The following is a 14192-nucleotide window of genomic DNA, read 5'->3' as shown; positions in this document are numbered from 1 at the left end:
GTGACACCAACCCTCGCCACCACACGCTCTCGCAGCCGCCGCCGCCCTGAGGCACCGGCGAACCGCGGTGTGCCCGGCCCCCGCGTAAACTCGACGTCGCCGTATGCGCGCACGCGCATCGACGCCGAGCGGGAAGGGAACGGTTTGCCGAGCACGCAGAACCCAGCGTCGGAAGAAGCGACCGAGGCCGAGCGCGCCGAGCGCTTCGAGCGGGACGCCATGCCGCTGCTCGACCAGCTGTACTCGGCCGCGATGCGGATGACTCGCAACCCCGCTGACGCCGAGGACCTGGTCCAGGAGACCTACCTGAAGGCGTACGCCGCCTTCGCGTCCTTCAAGGCCGGTACGAACCTCAAGGCGTGGATGTACCGCATCCTCACCAACACCTACATCAACGGGTACCGCAAGCGGCAGCGCCAGCCCGTGCAGCAGCCCACCGAAGAGATCACCGACTGGCAGATCGCCAAGGCGGAGAGCCACACCTCCGTGGGGCTGCGTTCGGCCGAGGTCGAGGCGATGGACAACCTGCCCGACACCGACGTCAAGGCCGCCCTGCAGAAGCTGCCCGAGGAGTTCCGGCTGGCGGTCTACCTGGCCGACGTCGAGGGCTTCGCGTACAAGGAGATCGCCGAGATCATGGACACGCCCATCGGCACCGTGATGTCCCGCCTGCACCGCGGCCGCGCCCAGCTGCGCGACCTGCTCGCCGACGTTGCGCGCGAGCGCGGTTTCATCCGGGGTGCCAAGGAAGAGGTGGCGGGGCGATGAACGACATGTGCGAGGGCGCGTCGGACAAGGTCCGCTGCGAAGAGGCGCTCGCCGACATCTACCTGCTGCTCGACCGCGAGTGCGGTCCCGAGCGGGACGCCGCGCTGCGCGCCCACATCGAGGACTGCCCGCCGTGCCTCGAGGAGTACGGCATCGACGAGCACATCAAGCAGCTGCTGGCCCGCAAGTGCGGTGGCGACCACGCCCCGGCGGAGCTGAAGAGCCGGCTGCGGGCGTCGATTCGCCAGACCGTCGCCACGCGCGGCGGCGTCACCGTCGAACGCACCGAGATCACCCTCGAGCAGCGTTCCGAATAGCGCCCGAGCACGACGAAGGCCCCCACACCCGGTGTGGGGGCCTTCGTCATGCCGCACGCCGGGAATCAGGCGTTGGGCTTCTTGCCGTGGTTCGCGCCGTTCTTCTTGCGGTCGCGACGCTTGCGGGCGCGCTTCGACATGTTCACTCCTCGTCGTCAAAGCTGGTCAACCTCTCAAGTGTGTCATGACGTCCCGTTCTGGTTGGATGGGGTGGCCGGGCGAGCGCGAGGAGGGGTGCCGGATGGCCGAGATCAGGGCCGAAATGGTCGGTACCGTGCTGCAGGTCGTCGCGGAGCCGGGCGCCGCGCTGGCCGCGGGGGACACCGTGCTGATCCTGGAGTCGATGAAGATGGAGCTGCCCGCCGTGAGCGCGAAGGCGGGCACGCTGACCAGCCTCGCCGTGGCGAAGGGCGACCGGGTCCAGCAGGGTGACGTCCTCGGGACGGTCGAGTAACCCGTGTCGACGCTCGCCGAACTGCTCGCCGACAACACCGGCCTCCCCGGGGAGGCCGCGGACCACCTGCAGACCGTCGTCGCGGAGTGGCAGCTGCTGGCCGACCTGTCCTTCGCCGACTTCCTGCTCTGGGTCCCGGTGACCGAGGACCTGCAGCCGGACGGTGGCGACTTCGTGTGCGTCGCGCACGCGCGGCCGACGACGGCTCCCACCGCGCACCCCGAGGACGTCGTGGGCACGCGGTTCACGGTGGAGGAGCACCCGCAGCTGGCGAAGGCCATGCGCGAGGCGCGGATCTGCCGTGAGGAGGACCCGCACTGGTACCGCGACCTGCCGATGCGGCGCGAGGCGATCCCGGTGCGCTTCCACGACGACGTCGTCGCCGTGATGAGCCGCGAGACGAACCTGGCCGCGCCGCGCGTGCCCTCGCCGCTCGAAATCGCGTACCTGGGCAGCGCCGGCGACCTGTGCCAGATGATCGTCGACGGCACGTTCCCGCCGAGCGGCACCAACGCGACCGACACGCACACGTCGCCGCGGGTGGGGGACGGGCTGATCCGGCTCGACTCGAGCGGCACCGTCGTGTTCGCCAGCCCGAACGGCCTGTCGGCCTACCACCGGATGGGACACGAGTCCGACCTGGTCGGCACCCGGCTGGCGCCGCTGACGCGGTCGCTGATCCGCGACCCGTTCGACGCGACCGAGGTGTCGCACCGCATCATCGAGGCCCTCGACGGGAAGCCGTCGAGCCGCACGGAGGCCGATTCGCGGCGCGGTGCGGTGGTGCTGTTCCGCGCGCTGCCGCTGCGGCCGGCGGGGCAGGCGGCGGGCGCGCTCGTGCTGGTCCGCGACGTCACCGAGGTCAAACGCCGTGACCGCGCGCTGCTGTCGAAGGACGCGACCATCCGGGAGATCCACCACCGGGTGAAGAACAACCTGCAGACGGTGGCGGCGCTGTTGCGCCTGCAGTCCCGGCGGACATCGTCGGAGGAGGCGCGGCTCGCCCTGGCGGAGTCGGTGCGCCGGGTGACGTCGATCGCGCTGGTGCACGAGGCGCTGTCCATCTCGGTGGACGAGCGCGTCGACCTCGACAAGCTGCTCGACAACGTGCTGCCGATGGTCGGCGAGGTCGCCACGGCGGAGTCGCAGGTCGGGCTGAAGCGGAAGGGCTCGTTCGGGGTGGTCGTCGCGGAGATCGCGACGCCGCTGGTGATGGTGCTGGCCGAACTGGTGCAGAACGCCATCGAGCACGCGTTCCCGGCGGGCCGGTCGGGCAAGGTCGAGCTGATCGTCGAGCGCTCGGCCCGCTGGCTGGACGTCGTCATCCGCGACAACGGGCGCGGCCTGCCGGCGGGGTTCTCGCTGGAGCGTTCGGACGGCCTGGGCCTGCAGATCGTGCGGACGCTGGTGGAGTCCGAGCTGCGGGGCTCGCTGTCGCTGCGGAAGGTGCACGCCGAGGCGTCGTCCAGCCGGGTGACGGGAACCGAAGCCGCGCTGCGCATCCCTCTTTCGAGGCGCTTGTAGACCGTCGCGTTTGGACTCGATCACCGTCGGGCATCCGCGTTCCGGTGAACGTGATCGGGTGCGGGTCGCGGGAGGGATCGTTTACACGTTGAAGGCCCGGCACGTCGTGCTCGTGTGCCGGGCCGTTCAACGTTCGCGGGAGGACTTGAAGTCCTGGTGAGGTTTCAGCGCACCCGTTGCCGGGTGGTTTCGCCTCGGTTGTTAAACTTGAACCGGGTAGGTATCACCCCAGACGGCGTGGGCACGACAATGCCCGCCGGGTGAAAGTCCTTTGCGGTTCGGGTAAAGCTGGTGCTTCGAGAAGAACTTCAGGCGTTGGTACGCGTGCCGATGTGCGTACGGCGGCGCTTGAGCGCGCGTCGCTCGTCTTCGCTCATGCCGCCCCACACGCCGGCGTCCTGGCCGCTGGCCAAAGCCCAGGCCAAGCAGTCGGAAGCGGAGGGGCAGCGGTGGCACACGGCCTTCGCCTGAGCTACCTGCGACAGAGCAGGACCGCTGGTTCCCACCGGGAAGAACAGCTCGGGGTCCTCGTCTCGGCAGGCCGCGTCGTGGCGCCAGTCCATGTTCGTGAGCTCCTTCATATGGCGCGGGAGGGCCGCGCCACAGTCGTCAATGGCGGTCGTGTTCTTGGGTGCTTGTGAATGCTTTCACGAAGCACCGCGTTCGACAAGTGTTTCTTGAAGATCGGTGAGTCAGCTCACCCGGCCGAGCGACGCTTCTGACCTGCGGTTTCTCTCCGAAACAGCCACTCGAAGGGAAGGCTGATGCGGTGAGTGGAGCCTCTGCGTCGACGAACGGCAGATTGCACTTTGCCGCAGGCGATCAGCGGTCCCGTCGTCACACGATTACCGTGAGTGCATTCGGGACGCTGAAGAATTCCACCCTGGTCCGCTGGCCGACGAGGTCGCCGTCCACCTGGAAGTTTACCGGTTCAGCTGCGTCGATGCGGATCATCGGCAGGTCATCGTGACGCACGAGACGTCGGCCTTTTTGGTTGCTCTTCGTAGCCAAAGCACGCCGTACATGCTTGAACACCGTGGGCAACCCCAGACCGTTCAACGCGAACAAACCCAATCCCGTCTCGAAGGAGCAACCCGGGTTGAGGTGGACCGGACGCTCGCCCAGGTAGCTCCACGGATCGGTGTTCGACACGAAAGCGGTCAGCGCTTCGGTGGGTTCCTCACCCGGGACGCGGATGGTCAGGGCCGGCCGGCCCAGCGGCGGCCGGAAGTAGGAGCGGACGGCGGCCCTCATGTAGAGGCCCGCGGTCGTCTGCTTGCCGCGGCGCTTCGCGACCCGGCCGACGACGTCGGCGTCCCAGCCGAGCCCGGAGTTGAAGGTGAACCAGTGCCCGTCGGCCAGGCCGAGCCCGACCCGGCGCGAGCGGTCGTTCTCCAGCGCGTTGAGCAGCTGGTGGGTCGCTTCGACGGGATCCGCCGAGATGCCGAGGGCGCGCGCGAAGACGTTGGCCGAGCCGCCGGGCACGACGCCCAGTGCGGGAACCGGCCCGATCTGCGTCGGATCGCCGTCCGCGTCGGCCAGCAGGCCGTTGACGACCTCGTTGACCGTGCCGTCGCCGCCGTGGGCCACGACCAGGTCGATCCCGTCCCGCGCGGCCGAGCGCGCGATGGCCATGGCGTGCCCGCGGTAGTCCGTTTCGACCACGTCGAGCTTGACCTGGCTGGCGAGTGCGTGCGCCAGGACGTCCCGGCCACCGGCGGTGGTCGAGGTGGCCTGGGGGTTCACGACGAGGATTGCGCGCACTACCGCAGGGTAGGTGAAGCTCACCGCCCCGAGAACCTCTCGACGGCGCAAGGTGACCGGAAGCACCGGTCCGGCAACGCTCCGAACAGCACCTGTGACCCTGTGCCGGGCGGCCCTCCTTCGCGTGACGAGTTGTCCGCTCGTCGTGACAAGTGCACCCGGGCCGACCGCCCGCTCATCGACGACACCTGAATTCTCAGCGCCCGGGCGGTCCCGCGAAAACGGCCGACCGGGTGGCATACGATCGAATCAGCTCACGCACGGTGACTCGCCCTGGTCGAGTCCACTGTGCTCCCGTGAAAAAGATTTCCGGAAGGCCGCCGCAGTGAAGCTCTCGCCCGCTCCCCGTGAGGTCCGGCTGGCCGGCGTGGTCACCGCGGTGCCGTCGCTCGCCCTGCTGGTGTTCGGGGTGGTCGTGCTGGTGAACGGCCTGGGCTCGCCGGCGCAGCCGGGCAACAACGTCTACGTCGAGTCCGGCACGTTCATCGTGGTGGCGCTGGCGTTCCTGGCCGCGTCCGGCGGACTGGTGCTGGGGCAGACGTGGGCGCGCTCGCCGGGGGTGGTGATCGCGCTGATCGTGATCGGCCTCGGCTGGTACCTGCTCGGCCCGTCGGGCGAGCCGGCGTGGGGCGTGCCGATCGCGCTGTTCGGCATCGCGACGCTGGTGCTGCTGTTCCGCGCGCCGTCGCGGGCCTGGGCGCTGGGCCTGCGCGAAGGCGAGTCGGAAACCGAAGCCGCCGAGCGGGGCGGCCTCGCCGGCCGCCGCGCCGAGCGCGAAGGCCACGAAGAGGACTGAGCTACGCCTGGGCGGCCAGGGCTCGCAGGGGTGCGTCCGCGAGGCGGTTGACCGTCCACTCGTCCATCGGAACCGCGCCGAGGGCCTTGTAGAACTCCGTCGCCGGGTTCCAGTCCAGCACCGACCACTCGAGCCGGCCGTAGCCGTTCGCGACGCACTCCGCCGCCAGCGCCGCCAGGAGGGCCTTGCCCAGGCCGGACCCGCGGTGGGACGGCAGGACGAACAGGTCCTCCAGGTAGATCCCGTGCACGCCGCGCCACGTCGAGTAGTTGAGGAACCAGACCGCGAAGCCGGCGATCTCGCCGTCCACTTCGGCCACGTGCCCGAACAGCTTCGGTGCCTCGCCGAACAACGCCTCGTGCAGCTGCGGCGCCGTCAGGTGGCACTCGTCCGGGGCGCGCTCGTAGTCGGCCAGCGCGTACGCCAGGCCGACGGCCGCCTCGACGTCGTCGGGCCGGATCCGGCGGATGCGGTCGTCGGGCACGTCAGTCCTCCAGGGCGGGGGGCAGGTTGAGGTGTTCGATCTGGGGTTCGCCGCGCTCGTCGCCGAGCACCGCGATGCCGGCCGCGTCCAGTCCGAAGTGGACACCGGACGTCGCGGGCAGGCCGATCCAGCGGGCCACCAGCACGCGGCTGAAGTGCCCGTGCCCGACCAGGATCACGTCGCCGGCCTCGATGTCGGCGCGGGCGCGCGCCAGCACGCGGTCCGCGCGGTCGGAGACTTCCGAAGCGCTTTCGCCGCCGGGGATCGGGTGGGTCCACACGGTCCAGCCCGGCACGGTTTCGCGGATCTCCGGCGTGGTGATGCCTTCGTACTCGCCGTAGTCCCATTCGGACAGGTCCTCGGTGACTTCGTCGACGCGCAGGCCGGCCAGCGCGGCGGTCCGCAGCGCGCGGGCCCGCGGGCTCGACAGCACGAGCGACGGCCCGCCGAGGAGGCTCCGGAGCGTGCCGCCCGCGGCCAGCGCCTGGCCTTCCCCGGCCGGCGTCAGCGGGATGTCGGTGCGGCCGGTGTGCCGCCCGTTCACCGACCATTCGGTCTGACCGTGCCGGAGGAGGAAGAGACGGTTCGCCACACGGGCGAATATATCCGGCGGTTTGCGCGGCGGCCGGTCGTCTGCTTGGCTACTGAGCAGTAGCTTAGCTCGAGGAGACCCCATGCCTGACACGTCGACGTTCGCGCTGTGGCACAAGCTGGCCGCCAAGCCGGGCGGGAAACAGCTGTTCAGCGCCGCGATGTGCCTGCGCGTGCCGTACTTCCGCACGGTGCTGCCCTCGGTGCGCGAGCTGCGGCCGGGCCACTGCGAGGTCACCGCGCCGAAGTGGTGGGGTGTTTACAACCACATCCACACGTTCCACGCGATCGCCGCCTGCAACCTCGCCGAGATCGCGATGGGCATGCTCGCCGAGGCGACGGTCCCCGCGACGCACCGATGGCTGCCGAAGGGCATGAACGTCCAGTACGTCGCGAAGGCCGAGACGGGCCTGCGCGCGGTGGCGTCGCTGCCCGAGCTGCCGGAGTTCGGCGACGAGGGGTTCGAGCTCGACGTCCCGGTGACCATTTCGGACACGCGCGGCAAACCGGTGGTCACCGGGACGATCACGATCTGGGTGACGCCGAAAAAGCGTTAGAGCGGCTTGTACTGCACGTAGGACGCCTGCTGGAACGCGTTCTCGCCGGACGGCGACGGCAGGCCCAGTCGCCGGTCGACGAGCTTGCCGAGCGGGCCGCAGCCCTGGGTCGCGGGGAGGGCCAGGTCCGCGTCGATGACGCCGGAGAACGCCGTTCGCGGGTTCTCCGAGATGATCCGCGGGGGCACCGAGGGGTCGTCGTGGACGACCGTGTGCAGGGGCGTCGAAGCCGTGCCGATGCTGCAGTCCTTGCGCAGCAACGGGTGTCGCACCACGGCGTAGACGTCGAGCTCGCCGCGGCGCACGTCGTCGCTGTGGAAGTCGGAGTAGCCGCCGTAGCGCAGCTGGATCGTGGCGCCGGCCAGGCCGGGGATGCGCGCGGGAGCGTGCCGCAGCGAGCCGAACACCTGCGCGTACTGGCCGTTCACCCGGCCCTCGCTGAAGGTCAGCCGCACCTCCCCGAGCGGGATCTCCTTGCCGTCGATCGTCAGTTTCCCTTGCGAGACAAAGGCTTCGCAGCGCCACGTGCCCGGGTCGGCGTTCGCGGGCGGTGCCGGGCAGTCCGTGAAGTCGAACGTCGGCAGCTCGTCGGCGGACGCCGTCCCGGGCATGACCCCCAGTGTGGCGACGGCGACCGCGGCCGCCCCCAGTGCGAGAAGTTTCATGCCGGTGAGCTTGCTCGTGCCGGGGACCGCGGACATCCGGGATCGCCCCCAGGGGAAGACCGGAAATTTCCCTCGACCGGGTGAAACGTGTTCCTTTTAGTTAACGCTGTTTACTGAACTCGGGCATGCTCGGGACCATGTCTGCCTTCTCCCGCCGCCGGTTCCTCGGCCTCGCCGCCCTGAACTCCGCCGCCGCCCTCGGGCTGACCACGGTCTCGACGCGGCCCGCCGCCGCGTCGACGCTCCCGGAGTACTCGCCCGCGGTCGTCATCGGCACCGGCTACGGCGCCGCCGTCACGGCGTTGCGGCTGGGCGAGGCCGGCATCCCCACGCTGATGCTCGAGATGGGCAAGCTGTGGACCACGCCCGGCGCCGACGGCGAGGTCTTCTGCTCGATGCTCGAGCCGGACGAGCGGGCGATGTGGTTCAAGGACCGCACCGAAGCGCCGCTCGCGTCGTTCCTCTGGCTCGACCTGGCCAACCGCGACATCGGGCGCCACGCCGGCGTGCTCGACCGGGTGAGCTACGGCGACATGGAGGTGTACCTCGGCCGCGGCGTCGGCGGCGGATCCCTGGTCAACGGCGCGATGGCCGTGACGCCGGAGCGCTCGTACATCGAGGAGATCCTGCCGCGGGTCGACGCCGCCGAGATGTACGGCAAGTACTTCCCGCGGGCCAACGCGGCTCTCGGCGTCAACGTCGTCGACCCGGACTGGTTCGAGACGTGCCGGTCGTACCGGTACGCCCGCGTCTCCCGGAAGGCCGCGCGCAAGGCCGGGTTCGGCACGGTGTTCGTGCCCAGCGTGTACGACATGGACTACCTGCGGCGCGAAGAAGCGGGCGAGGTCCCGCGCTCGGCGGACGCGTCCGAGGTCATCTACGGCAACAACCACGGGAAGCGCTCGCTCGACAAGTCCTACCTGGCCGCCGCGCTCGGCACCGGCCGGGTGACCATCGAGACGCTGCGCGAGGTCCGCGAGATCCTTCAGCAGCCCGACGGGACGTACACGCTGGTCGTCCGCGAGATCGACGAGCACGGCACCGTCCTGGGCGCGCGGCACGTGAACACCAAACACCTGTTCCTCGGCGCGGGCAGCGTCGGCTCGACCGAGCTGCTGGTGCGCGCCCGCGACACCGGACGGCTCCCGGAGCTGGGCGAGGCCGTCGGGCGGGGCTGGGGCACCAACGGCAACGTCATGTGCGGGCGCGCCAACCACGTCTGGGACACCACCGGCGGCCTGCAGTCCGGCATGCCCGCGCTCGGCATCGACAACCGGGCCGACCCCGTGCACCCGGCGTTCGCCGAGATCGCGCCGGTCCCCGCCGGCATCGAGACGTGGGTCAGTCTCTACCTGGCGATCACGAAGAACCCCGAACGCGGGCACTTCACCTACGACGCGGCGAGCGACTCGGCGAAGCTGCACTGGACGGCGTCGCAGGGGCAGCCGTCGATCGACGCCGCGAAGGCGCTGTTCGACAAGGTCAACCGGGCGAACAAGACGATCTACCGCTACGACCTCTTCGGCGACACCCGCGCGTTCGAGAACCGCTTCACCTACCACCCGCTGGGCGGGCTGGTGCTCGGCGAGGCCACCGACGACTACGGCCGCGTCAAGGGCTACCGGAACCTGTACGTCACGGACGGCTCGCTCATCCCGGGCAGCACCGGCGTCAACCCGTTCGTGACGATCACGGCGCTGGCAGAGCGCAACATCGAGCGCGTCCTCGCCGAAGACTTCAGGGGCTGAGCTTCGCCAGTGAGTCGACGAAGCCGTCGTCGGCGGCTTCGAAGAAGGACGCGTCGGCTGCTTCGACGTCCTTCAGGGCCTTCGCGACCAGATCCAGGCCGGCCTGGGTGACTTCGAGGCGCTTCGCGCGCGCGTCGGCCGGGTCGTCGGCGCGCGCGAGCAGGCCGCGGTCCGCGAGCTTGCGGACGACCTGGCTGGTCATCATCGTGTCCGTGCCGGCCCGCTCGGCCAGCTGTCGCTGCGTGGGTGGCTCGCCCGAGCGGGTGAGCCACCACGTCGTGGTCAGCAGCACGAACTGGACGTGCGTGAGGTCGTGCGGGGCCAGCGCGGCCCGCATCGCCCGCTGCCAGGCCAGGGTGACGTGCCACAGCAGGAAGCCGGGGCTGCGCTCGGGGCCGGGCAGGCGGGACTCCGGGGCGGTCATACCCGCGAGCTTGCCTCAGCCAGCCGCGCAAGCGCTTGCATCGCCTCCGGAGTGTCCGATGTGACCTGCTCGCCGAAGCCCTCGGGCCCGTCGATCGTGACGCGATAGGTGATGCGCGTGCCGCCGTCGACGTCGGTCAGGACGTGCTCGAACCGCAGGTGGGCGTCGGGCAGGCGGGTCTCGTCGGTGAAGCTCCGGCCCTCGGTGACCTCGGTCAGTGTGAACGGGATCGGCGGCATGCCGTCCATCGTCATGGTTCCGCTGGTCCCGGCGGCGAACGGGCCGTCGATGACCACCGAGCGGACGCCGGCGTCCCACTCGGGCCAGCGGGCGGTGTCGGCCCAGAGCGGCCAGATCGCGGCGGCGGGTGCGGAGGAGGTCTCGCTGTGCTCGTACTCGTAAAGTGCCATGCGGGCAGACTATATGCGCGCATACTATTTTGGCAAGAGGGTCGCGAGGACCCGGTCGTGCGGGGCTCAGTTCGCCGAGCGCAGCTTGTCGTAATAGGCGACGCAGTCCTGGTAGGACGGCAGCAGGCCCTGCTCCTGGGCTTCGGCCAGCGTGGGGGCGTCGCGGTCCTTCGCGGACAGGATCGGCTCGATGTCCGCGGGCCAGGGCAGGCCCAGCGCCGGGTCGAGCGGGGTGATGCCGTGCTCGCCCGTGGGGTTGTACGGCTCGGAGCACAGGTAGGCCATCACCGTGTCGTCTTCGAGGGCGATGAAGCCGTGTCCGAGACCTTCGGCGAGGTACGCCGAGTTGAACCGCTCGGAGTCGAGCCGGACGGCGTCCCACGTGCCGAAGCTCGGCGAGCCGACGCGGAGGTCCACGACGACGTCGAGCAGCGAGCCGCGCGCGCAGTAGATGTACTTCGCCTGGCCGGGGGGCGTGTCGGCGAAGTGGATGCCGCGGATCGCGCCGCGCCGGGACACGCTGTGGTTCGCCTGGGCCAGCCGCAGGGGGTGCCCGACCGCTTCGCGCAGGGCCTCCTCCTGGAAGGGGGCGACGAACAGGCCCCGATCGTCGGGGAACGCCCGGGGGGAGAACTCGAAGGCGTCCGGGACGCTCAGCCGGCGGAATTCCATGGCGTCACCATATCGGGCGGTTAAAAAACCGAACGGACGTCTTGGCAATTGCCGGAATAGGGGTCCGGTGTGACGTCAACCGCACCGAGGGGTCACCTACTGGACAAGACCTGTCACACTGACTGGACCGCCGCGTCCGCGGCCATCGCCAGACCCACGGCACCGATGGCCGACGTGACGCCTCGCCGACAGGCCGGCGCTACCGCGCTGGGCTGCCGTGCCGGGAACTACCACGGTTTCCCCTGTAGCCGTGGTCCCGTCTCGCATGCCCAGGAGAAATTCCAGTGACCCAAGTCCGATCCGCGAGTTCCGTCATTCCCACTGGGGGAATGACGGAAACGACGACAGGAATCCCCATGAGCGACCCCACCGGTGCCGGAGCGCCGGTCACCGACGAAGAGATCTTCACCGGGCACGAGGGCGGCAAGCTCTCGGTGGCGGCCACCCGCCCGATTTCCAGCCCGCGTGACCTTTCGATCGCGTACACCCCCGGTGTGGCGAAGGTGAGCCGCGCGATCGCCGAGGACGCGGCCAAGGCCAAGCGCTACACGTGGGCGGACCGGCTCGTCGTCGTGGTGAGCGACGGGACGGCGGTGCTGGGCCTCGGCGACATCGGCGCGAGCGCGTCGCTGCCGGTCATGGAGGGCAAGTCGGTCCTGTTCAAGACCTTCGGCGGGCTCGACTCGATCCCGCTGGTGCTCGACACCACCGACGTCGACGAGATCGTCGAGACGCTGGTGCGGCTGCGGCCGTCCTTCGGGGCCGTCAACCTGGAGGACATCTCGGCGCCGCGGTGCTTCGAGCTGGAGGACAAGCTCAAGCAGGCGCTGGACTGCCCGGTCATGCACGACGACCAGCACGGTACGGCGATCGTCACGCTGGCCGCGCTGCGCGGCGCCAACCTGGTCCTCGACCGGGCGATCGCCGACCAGCGCGTGGTCGTCTCCGGCGCCGGCGCGGCGGGGGTCGCCTGCGCGCGGATCCTGCAGGAGGCCGGCATCGGCGACGTCACCGTCCTCGACTCGCGCGGCATCATCCACCCGGACCGCGACGGCCTGAACCCGATCAAGGCGCGCCTGGCCGCGACGACGAACAAGGCCGGCCTCCAGGGCGGGCTGGCGGAGGCGCTGGAAGGCGCCGACGTGTTCCTCGGCCTGTCCGGCGCGACCATCGACGAGACGCTGCTCGGCCGGATGGCGGGCGGCGGCATCGTGTTCGCACTGTCCAACCCGGACCCGGAGGTGCACCCCGAGGTGGCGGCGCGCTACGCGTCGATCGTGGCCACCGGGCGCAGCGACTTCCCGAACCAGATCAACAACGTGCTGGCGTTCCCCGGCGTGTTCCGCGGTGCGCTGGACTCCGGCGCGCGGGCGATCACCGAGGGCATGAAGCTGGCGGCCGCCGAGGCGATCGTGTCGGTGGCCATGGACGACCTGGGCCCGGACCGGATCGTGCCCTCGCCGCTCGACCCGCGCGTCGCCCCCGAGGTGGCCGCGGCGGTGGCGAAGGCCGCGCAGGCCGACGGCGTCACGGACTGACGTTTGGTTCGAAGGGCGGCACTTTCACGGGAAAGTGCCGCCCTTCGGCGTGTTCAGAGCAGTTCGGTGAGGCGGTGGCGGGGGACGTCGACCAGGCGCAGGTCCGTCAGGTCGGCGGGGACGTCGAGGGAGACGTTCGCCAGCCGGGCGTGTGCGCGCGTGAGCACCTCTTCCTGGTGCTCGACGGCGTCCGCGACCACCACCGCGTGCCGGTTGTCCGGCGTGCTGCGCAGGTACCGCAGCGTGTACTTCCCGCGGATCAGCTCCGCCAGCGCCGTCTGGGACCGTTCGTCGGCCAGGTCCGGGTGCGAGTTCGGCACCAGCAGCGCCAGGCGCCGGGCGTTCGTGCCCAGCAGCGTGCGCAGCAGCCACGGGCCCGGGTCGGCCGAGAGGTCCATCGCGACCGCGTCGCCCTCGGGGCCGGAGATCGACCAGTCCACCGGCCGCGTCTCCGGCGAAAGCCCGCCCGCGACGGCGATCTCCTTCAGTTTGTCCAGCAGCGCCGGCTTCGTCCCGGTCGCCTCCACCGACTGCGGCCCGTGCGTGTAGATCGCGGACTTCCCCTTGCCACCACGCATCTTCTTGGCCTTCGCGGTCGGCTGGCAGACGTACAGGTCCGCCGCGCTGCCGATCGCCTGCGCCCCGAAGTAGCGGTTGAAGTCGGGCAGGATCGCTTCGAACGTCAGCCCGAGGGTGGCCAGCGACCGCTGCACCTGCGCGCCCAGCGCCGGGTGCCGCGGGCTGTAGCCGTAGGCGAACAGCAGCCGTCCCTCGGACGGCTCCCGCAGCGCCTGCACCCCGCGCGCCGCGAACAGGCCCATGCCCTCGGGCGTGTACGGCGGATCGCTGAACACCAGGTCGAAGCCGCCGTTGAAGGCCGTCGGAAGGCCGACGCGCAGGTCCGCGTGGGCGGTGGCGATCTCGCGCCCGCCGCGCTCGTCGAGGTAGGCCAGCACGCGCTCGTCGAGGTCGACGACCGTCAGCGACGCCGCCGGGCAGACCGCGTGCACCGCCAGCGACGTCAGGTCGTGGTCGCCGAGGAACAGCAGCCTCGCCGAGGCGAGGTCGTACCGCGCGTCCAGCCACAACGCGCGGCGCAGCACCGTCTCCGGCGTGGCCTGCACGTGGTCGAGCGCGGCCAGCGGCGGCGGCACCTCCGCGACCCACTCGGCGACCTTCGGCAGCAGCTCGTGCGTCGCGACGGCTTCGTCGAGCGGGTCGGCGTAGCGGGGCGCGGTGTACTCCAGGTACGACGCGGCCACGCCGGGGGAGATCCGCAGCCGGTCGCCGCTGCGGTCGAGGTCGTCGCCCAGCGCGGCCAGGACGTCCTCCACGCTGCGCCGCGGCGCCGTGCTCAGCCGCACCAGCTCGCCGAGGTCGTGGTCGCCGGTGCGCAGGAGGTCGATGACGCGGTACAGCGGGCGGACGCCGACGCCGTGCGCGGCGAGGACGTCGTCGAGTGCCTTCACGGGCTCCGAGC

The 14192-nt window shown here is 70.6% G+C and carries 18 protein-coding genes; 8 read left to right on the top strand and 10 right to left on the bottom strand.

Translation table 11 applies throughout. From position 1 onward, the window contains the following. Window positions 1-144 precede the first annotated feature (144 nt). Both ACZ7PG_RS25790 and rsrA read left to right on the top strand, forming a co-directional pair. Window positions 145-768: a sigma-70 family RNA polymerase sigma factor gene (locus ACZ7PG_RS25790; protein ID WP_155541117.1), complete on the top strand. Its 624-nt coding sequence runs from the start codon at window positions 145-147 to the stop codon at window positions 766-768. Continuing rightward, entirely contained in the window at window positions 765-1085 is a 321-nt protein-coding gene (gene rsrA / locus ACZ7PG_RS25785; RefSeq protein WP_470241637.1) for a mycothiol system anti-sigma-R factor, read from the top strand. Before ACZ7PG_RS25790 ends, rsrA begins: the two co-directional genes overlap by 4 nt. Before the next feature lie 65 nt (window positions 1086-1150). Here rsrA and ACZ7PG_RS25780 read toward each other — a convergent pair whose 3' ends face one another. Beyond that, entirely contained in the window at window positions 1151-1225 is a 75-nt protein-coding gene (locus tag ACZ7PG_RS25780; RefSeq protein WP_098515123.1) for a 50S ribosomal protein bL37, read from the bottom strand. Window positions 1226-1326: 101 nt separating this feature from the next. Between ACZ7PG_RS25780 and ACZ7PG_RS25775 the strand changes: the two genes are divergently transcribed. Then, window positions 1327-1539 (top strand): biotin/lipoyl-binding carrier protein, encoded by a 213-nt coding sequence (locus tag ACZ7PG_RS25775; RefSeq protein WP_323323221.1) that lies wholly within the window; start codon window positions 1327-1329, stop codon window positions 1537-1539. A gap of 3 nt (window positions 1540-1542) precedes the next feature. Next, a complete protein-coding gene (locus ACZ7PG_RS25770; protein WP_470241636.1) occupies window positions 1543-3063 on the top strand; it encodes a sensor histidine kinase in 1521 nt (506 codons plus the stop codon). Window positions 3064-3371: 308 nt separating this feature from the next. Here the strand turns inward: ACZ7PG_RS25770 and ACZ7PG_RS25765 are convergent, their stop codons facing one another. Then, complete coding sequence (locus ACZ7PG_RS25765; RefSeq protein WP_043777259.1) at window positions 3372-3626, bottom strand: WhiB family transcriptional regulator; 255 nt, start codon at window positions 3624-3626, stop codon at window positions 3372-3374. Between the two features lie 274 nt (window positions 3627-3900). Then, the gene (locus ACZ7PG_RS25760) at window positions 3901-4827 is read right to left on the bottom strand and encodes a diacylglycerol/lipid kinase family protein (protein ID WP_470241635.1); all 927 of its coding nucleotides are present in this window, start codon (window positions 4825-4827) and stop codon (window positions 3901-3903) included. 325 nt (window positions 4828-5152) lie between these two features. On the opposite strand from ACZ7PG_RS25760, the gene ACZ7PG_RS25755 reads away from it, so the two are divergent. Next, window positions 5153-5623: a hypothetical protein gene (locus ACZ7PG_RS25755; protein ID WP_470241634.1), complete on the top strand. Its 471-nt coding sequence runs from the start codon at window positions 5153-5155 to the stop codon at window positions 5621-5623. Between the two features lies 1 nt (window position 5624). On the opposite strand, the gene ACZ7PG_RS25750 is transcribed toward ACZ7PG_RS25755, so the two are convergent. Together ACZ7PG_RS25750 and ACZ7PG_RS25745 are read right to left on the bottom strand one after the other, a co-directional pair. Then, entirely contained in the window at window positions 5625-6107 is a 483-nt protein-coding gene (locus tag ACZ7PG_RS25750) for a GNAT family N-acetyltransferase (protein WP_470241633.1), read from the bottom strand. Window position 6108: 1 nt separating this feature from the next. Continuing rightward, window positions 6109-6699: an acid phosphatase gene (locus ACZ7PG_RS25745; RefSeq protein WP_470241632.1), complete on the bottom strand. Its 591-nt coding sequence runs from the start codon at window positions 6697-6699 to the stop codon at window positions 6109-6111. 82 nt (window positions 6700-6781) lie between these two features. On the opposite strand from ACZ7PG_RS25745, the gene ACZ7PG_RS25740 reads away from it, so the two are divergent. After that, window positions 6782-7255, top strand: coding sequence for a hotdog fold domain-containing protein (locus ACZ7PG_RS25740; RefSeq protein WP_470241631.1), 474 nt, complete (start codon window positions 6782-6784; stop codon window positions 7253-7255). On the opposite strand, the gene ACZ7PG_RS25735 is transcribed toward ACZ7PG_RS25740, so the two are convergent. After that, a complete protein-coding gene (locus tag ACZ7PG_RS25735; RefSeq protein WP_470241630.1) occupies window positions 7252-7920 on the bottom strand; it encodes a hypothetical protein in 669 nt (222 codons plus the stop codon). The two genes, ACZ7PG_RS25740 and ACZ7PG_RS25735, sit on opposite strands and share 4 nt — an antisense overlap. Before the next feature lie 137 nt (window positions 7921-8057). On the opposite strand from ACZ7PG_RS25735, the gene ACZ7PG_RS25730 reads away from it, so the two are divergent. Then, on the top strand, window positions 8058-9668 hold the full coding sequence (locus ACZ7PG_RS25730; protein ID WP_470241629.1) for a GMC oxidoreductase: 1611 nt from the start codon (window positions 8058-8060) through the stop codon (window positions 9666-9668). Here the strand turns inward: ACZ7PG_RS25730 and ACZ7PG_RS25725 are convergent. The 3 genes from ACZ7PG_RS25725 to ACZ7PG_RS25715 form a co-directional block, all read right to left on the bottom strand. Further along, on the bottom strand, window positions 9658-10092 hold the full coding sequence (locus tag ACZ7PG_RS25725) for a MarR family winged helix-turn-helix transcriptional regulator (protein WP_470241628.1): 435 nt from the start codon (window positions 10090-10092) through the stop codon (window positions 9658-9660). The two genes, ACZ7PG_RS25730 and ACZ7PG_RS25725, sit on opposite strands and share 11 nt — an antisense overlap. Next, on the bottom strand, window positions 10089-10502 hold the full coding sequence (locus ACZ7PG_RS25720; protein WP_470241627.1) for an SRPBCC family protein: 414 nt from the start codon (window positions 10500-10502) through the stop codon (window positions 10089-10091). Before ACZ7PG_RS25720 ends, ACZ7PG_RS25725 begins: the two co-directional genes overlap by 4 nt. Before the next feature lie 66 nt (window positions 10503-10568). Next, window positions 10569-11174 carry a dTDP-4-dehydrorhamnose 3,5-epimerase family protein gene (locus ACZ7PG_RS25715; RefSeq protein ID WP_470241626.1) on the bottom strand — a complete coding sequence of 202 codons (606 nt, stop codon included), beginning with the start codon at window positions 11172-11174 and terminating at the stop codon, window positions 10569-10571. 356 nt (window positions 11175-11530) lie between these two features. Here ACZ7PG_RS25715 and ACZ7PG_RS25710 point away from each other — a divergent pair, with 356 nt between their 5' ends. Beyond that, entirely contained in the window at window positions 11531-12712 is a 1182-nt protein-coding gene (locus ACZ7PG_RS25710; protein WP_470241625.1) for an NAD(P)-dependent malic enzyme, read from the top strand. Between the two features lie 53 nt (window positions 12713-12765). On the opposite strand, the gene ACZ7PG_RS25705 is transcribed toward ACZ7PG_RS25710, so the two are convergent. Further along, a complete protein-coding gene (locus tag ACZ7PG_RS25705) occupies window positions 12766-14181 on the bottom strand; it encodes a bis-aminopropyl spermidine synthase family protein (protein ID WP_470241624.1) in 1416 nt (471 codons plus the stop codon). Window positions 14182-14192 lie beyond the last annotated feature (11 nt).

This window comes from Amycolatopsis sp. NPDC114504 (assembly GCF_055633595.1).
This window is presented reverse-complemented; position numbering and strand designations above follow the sequence as displayed.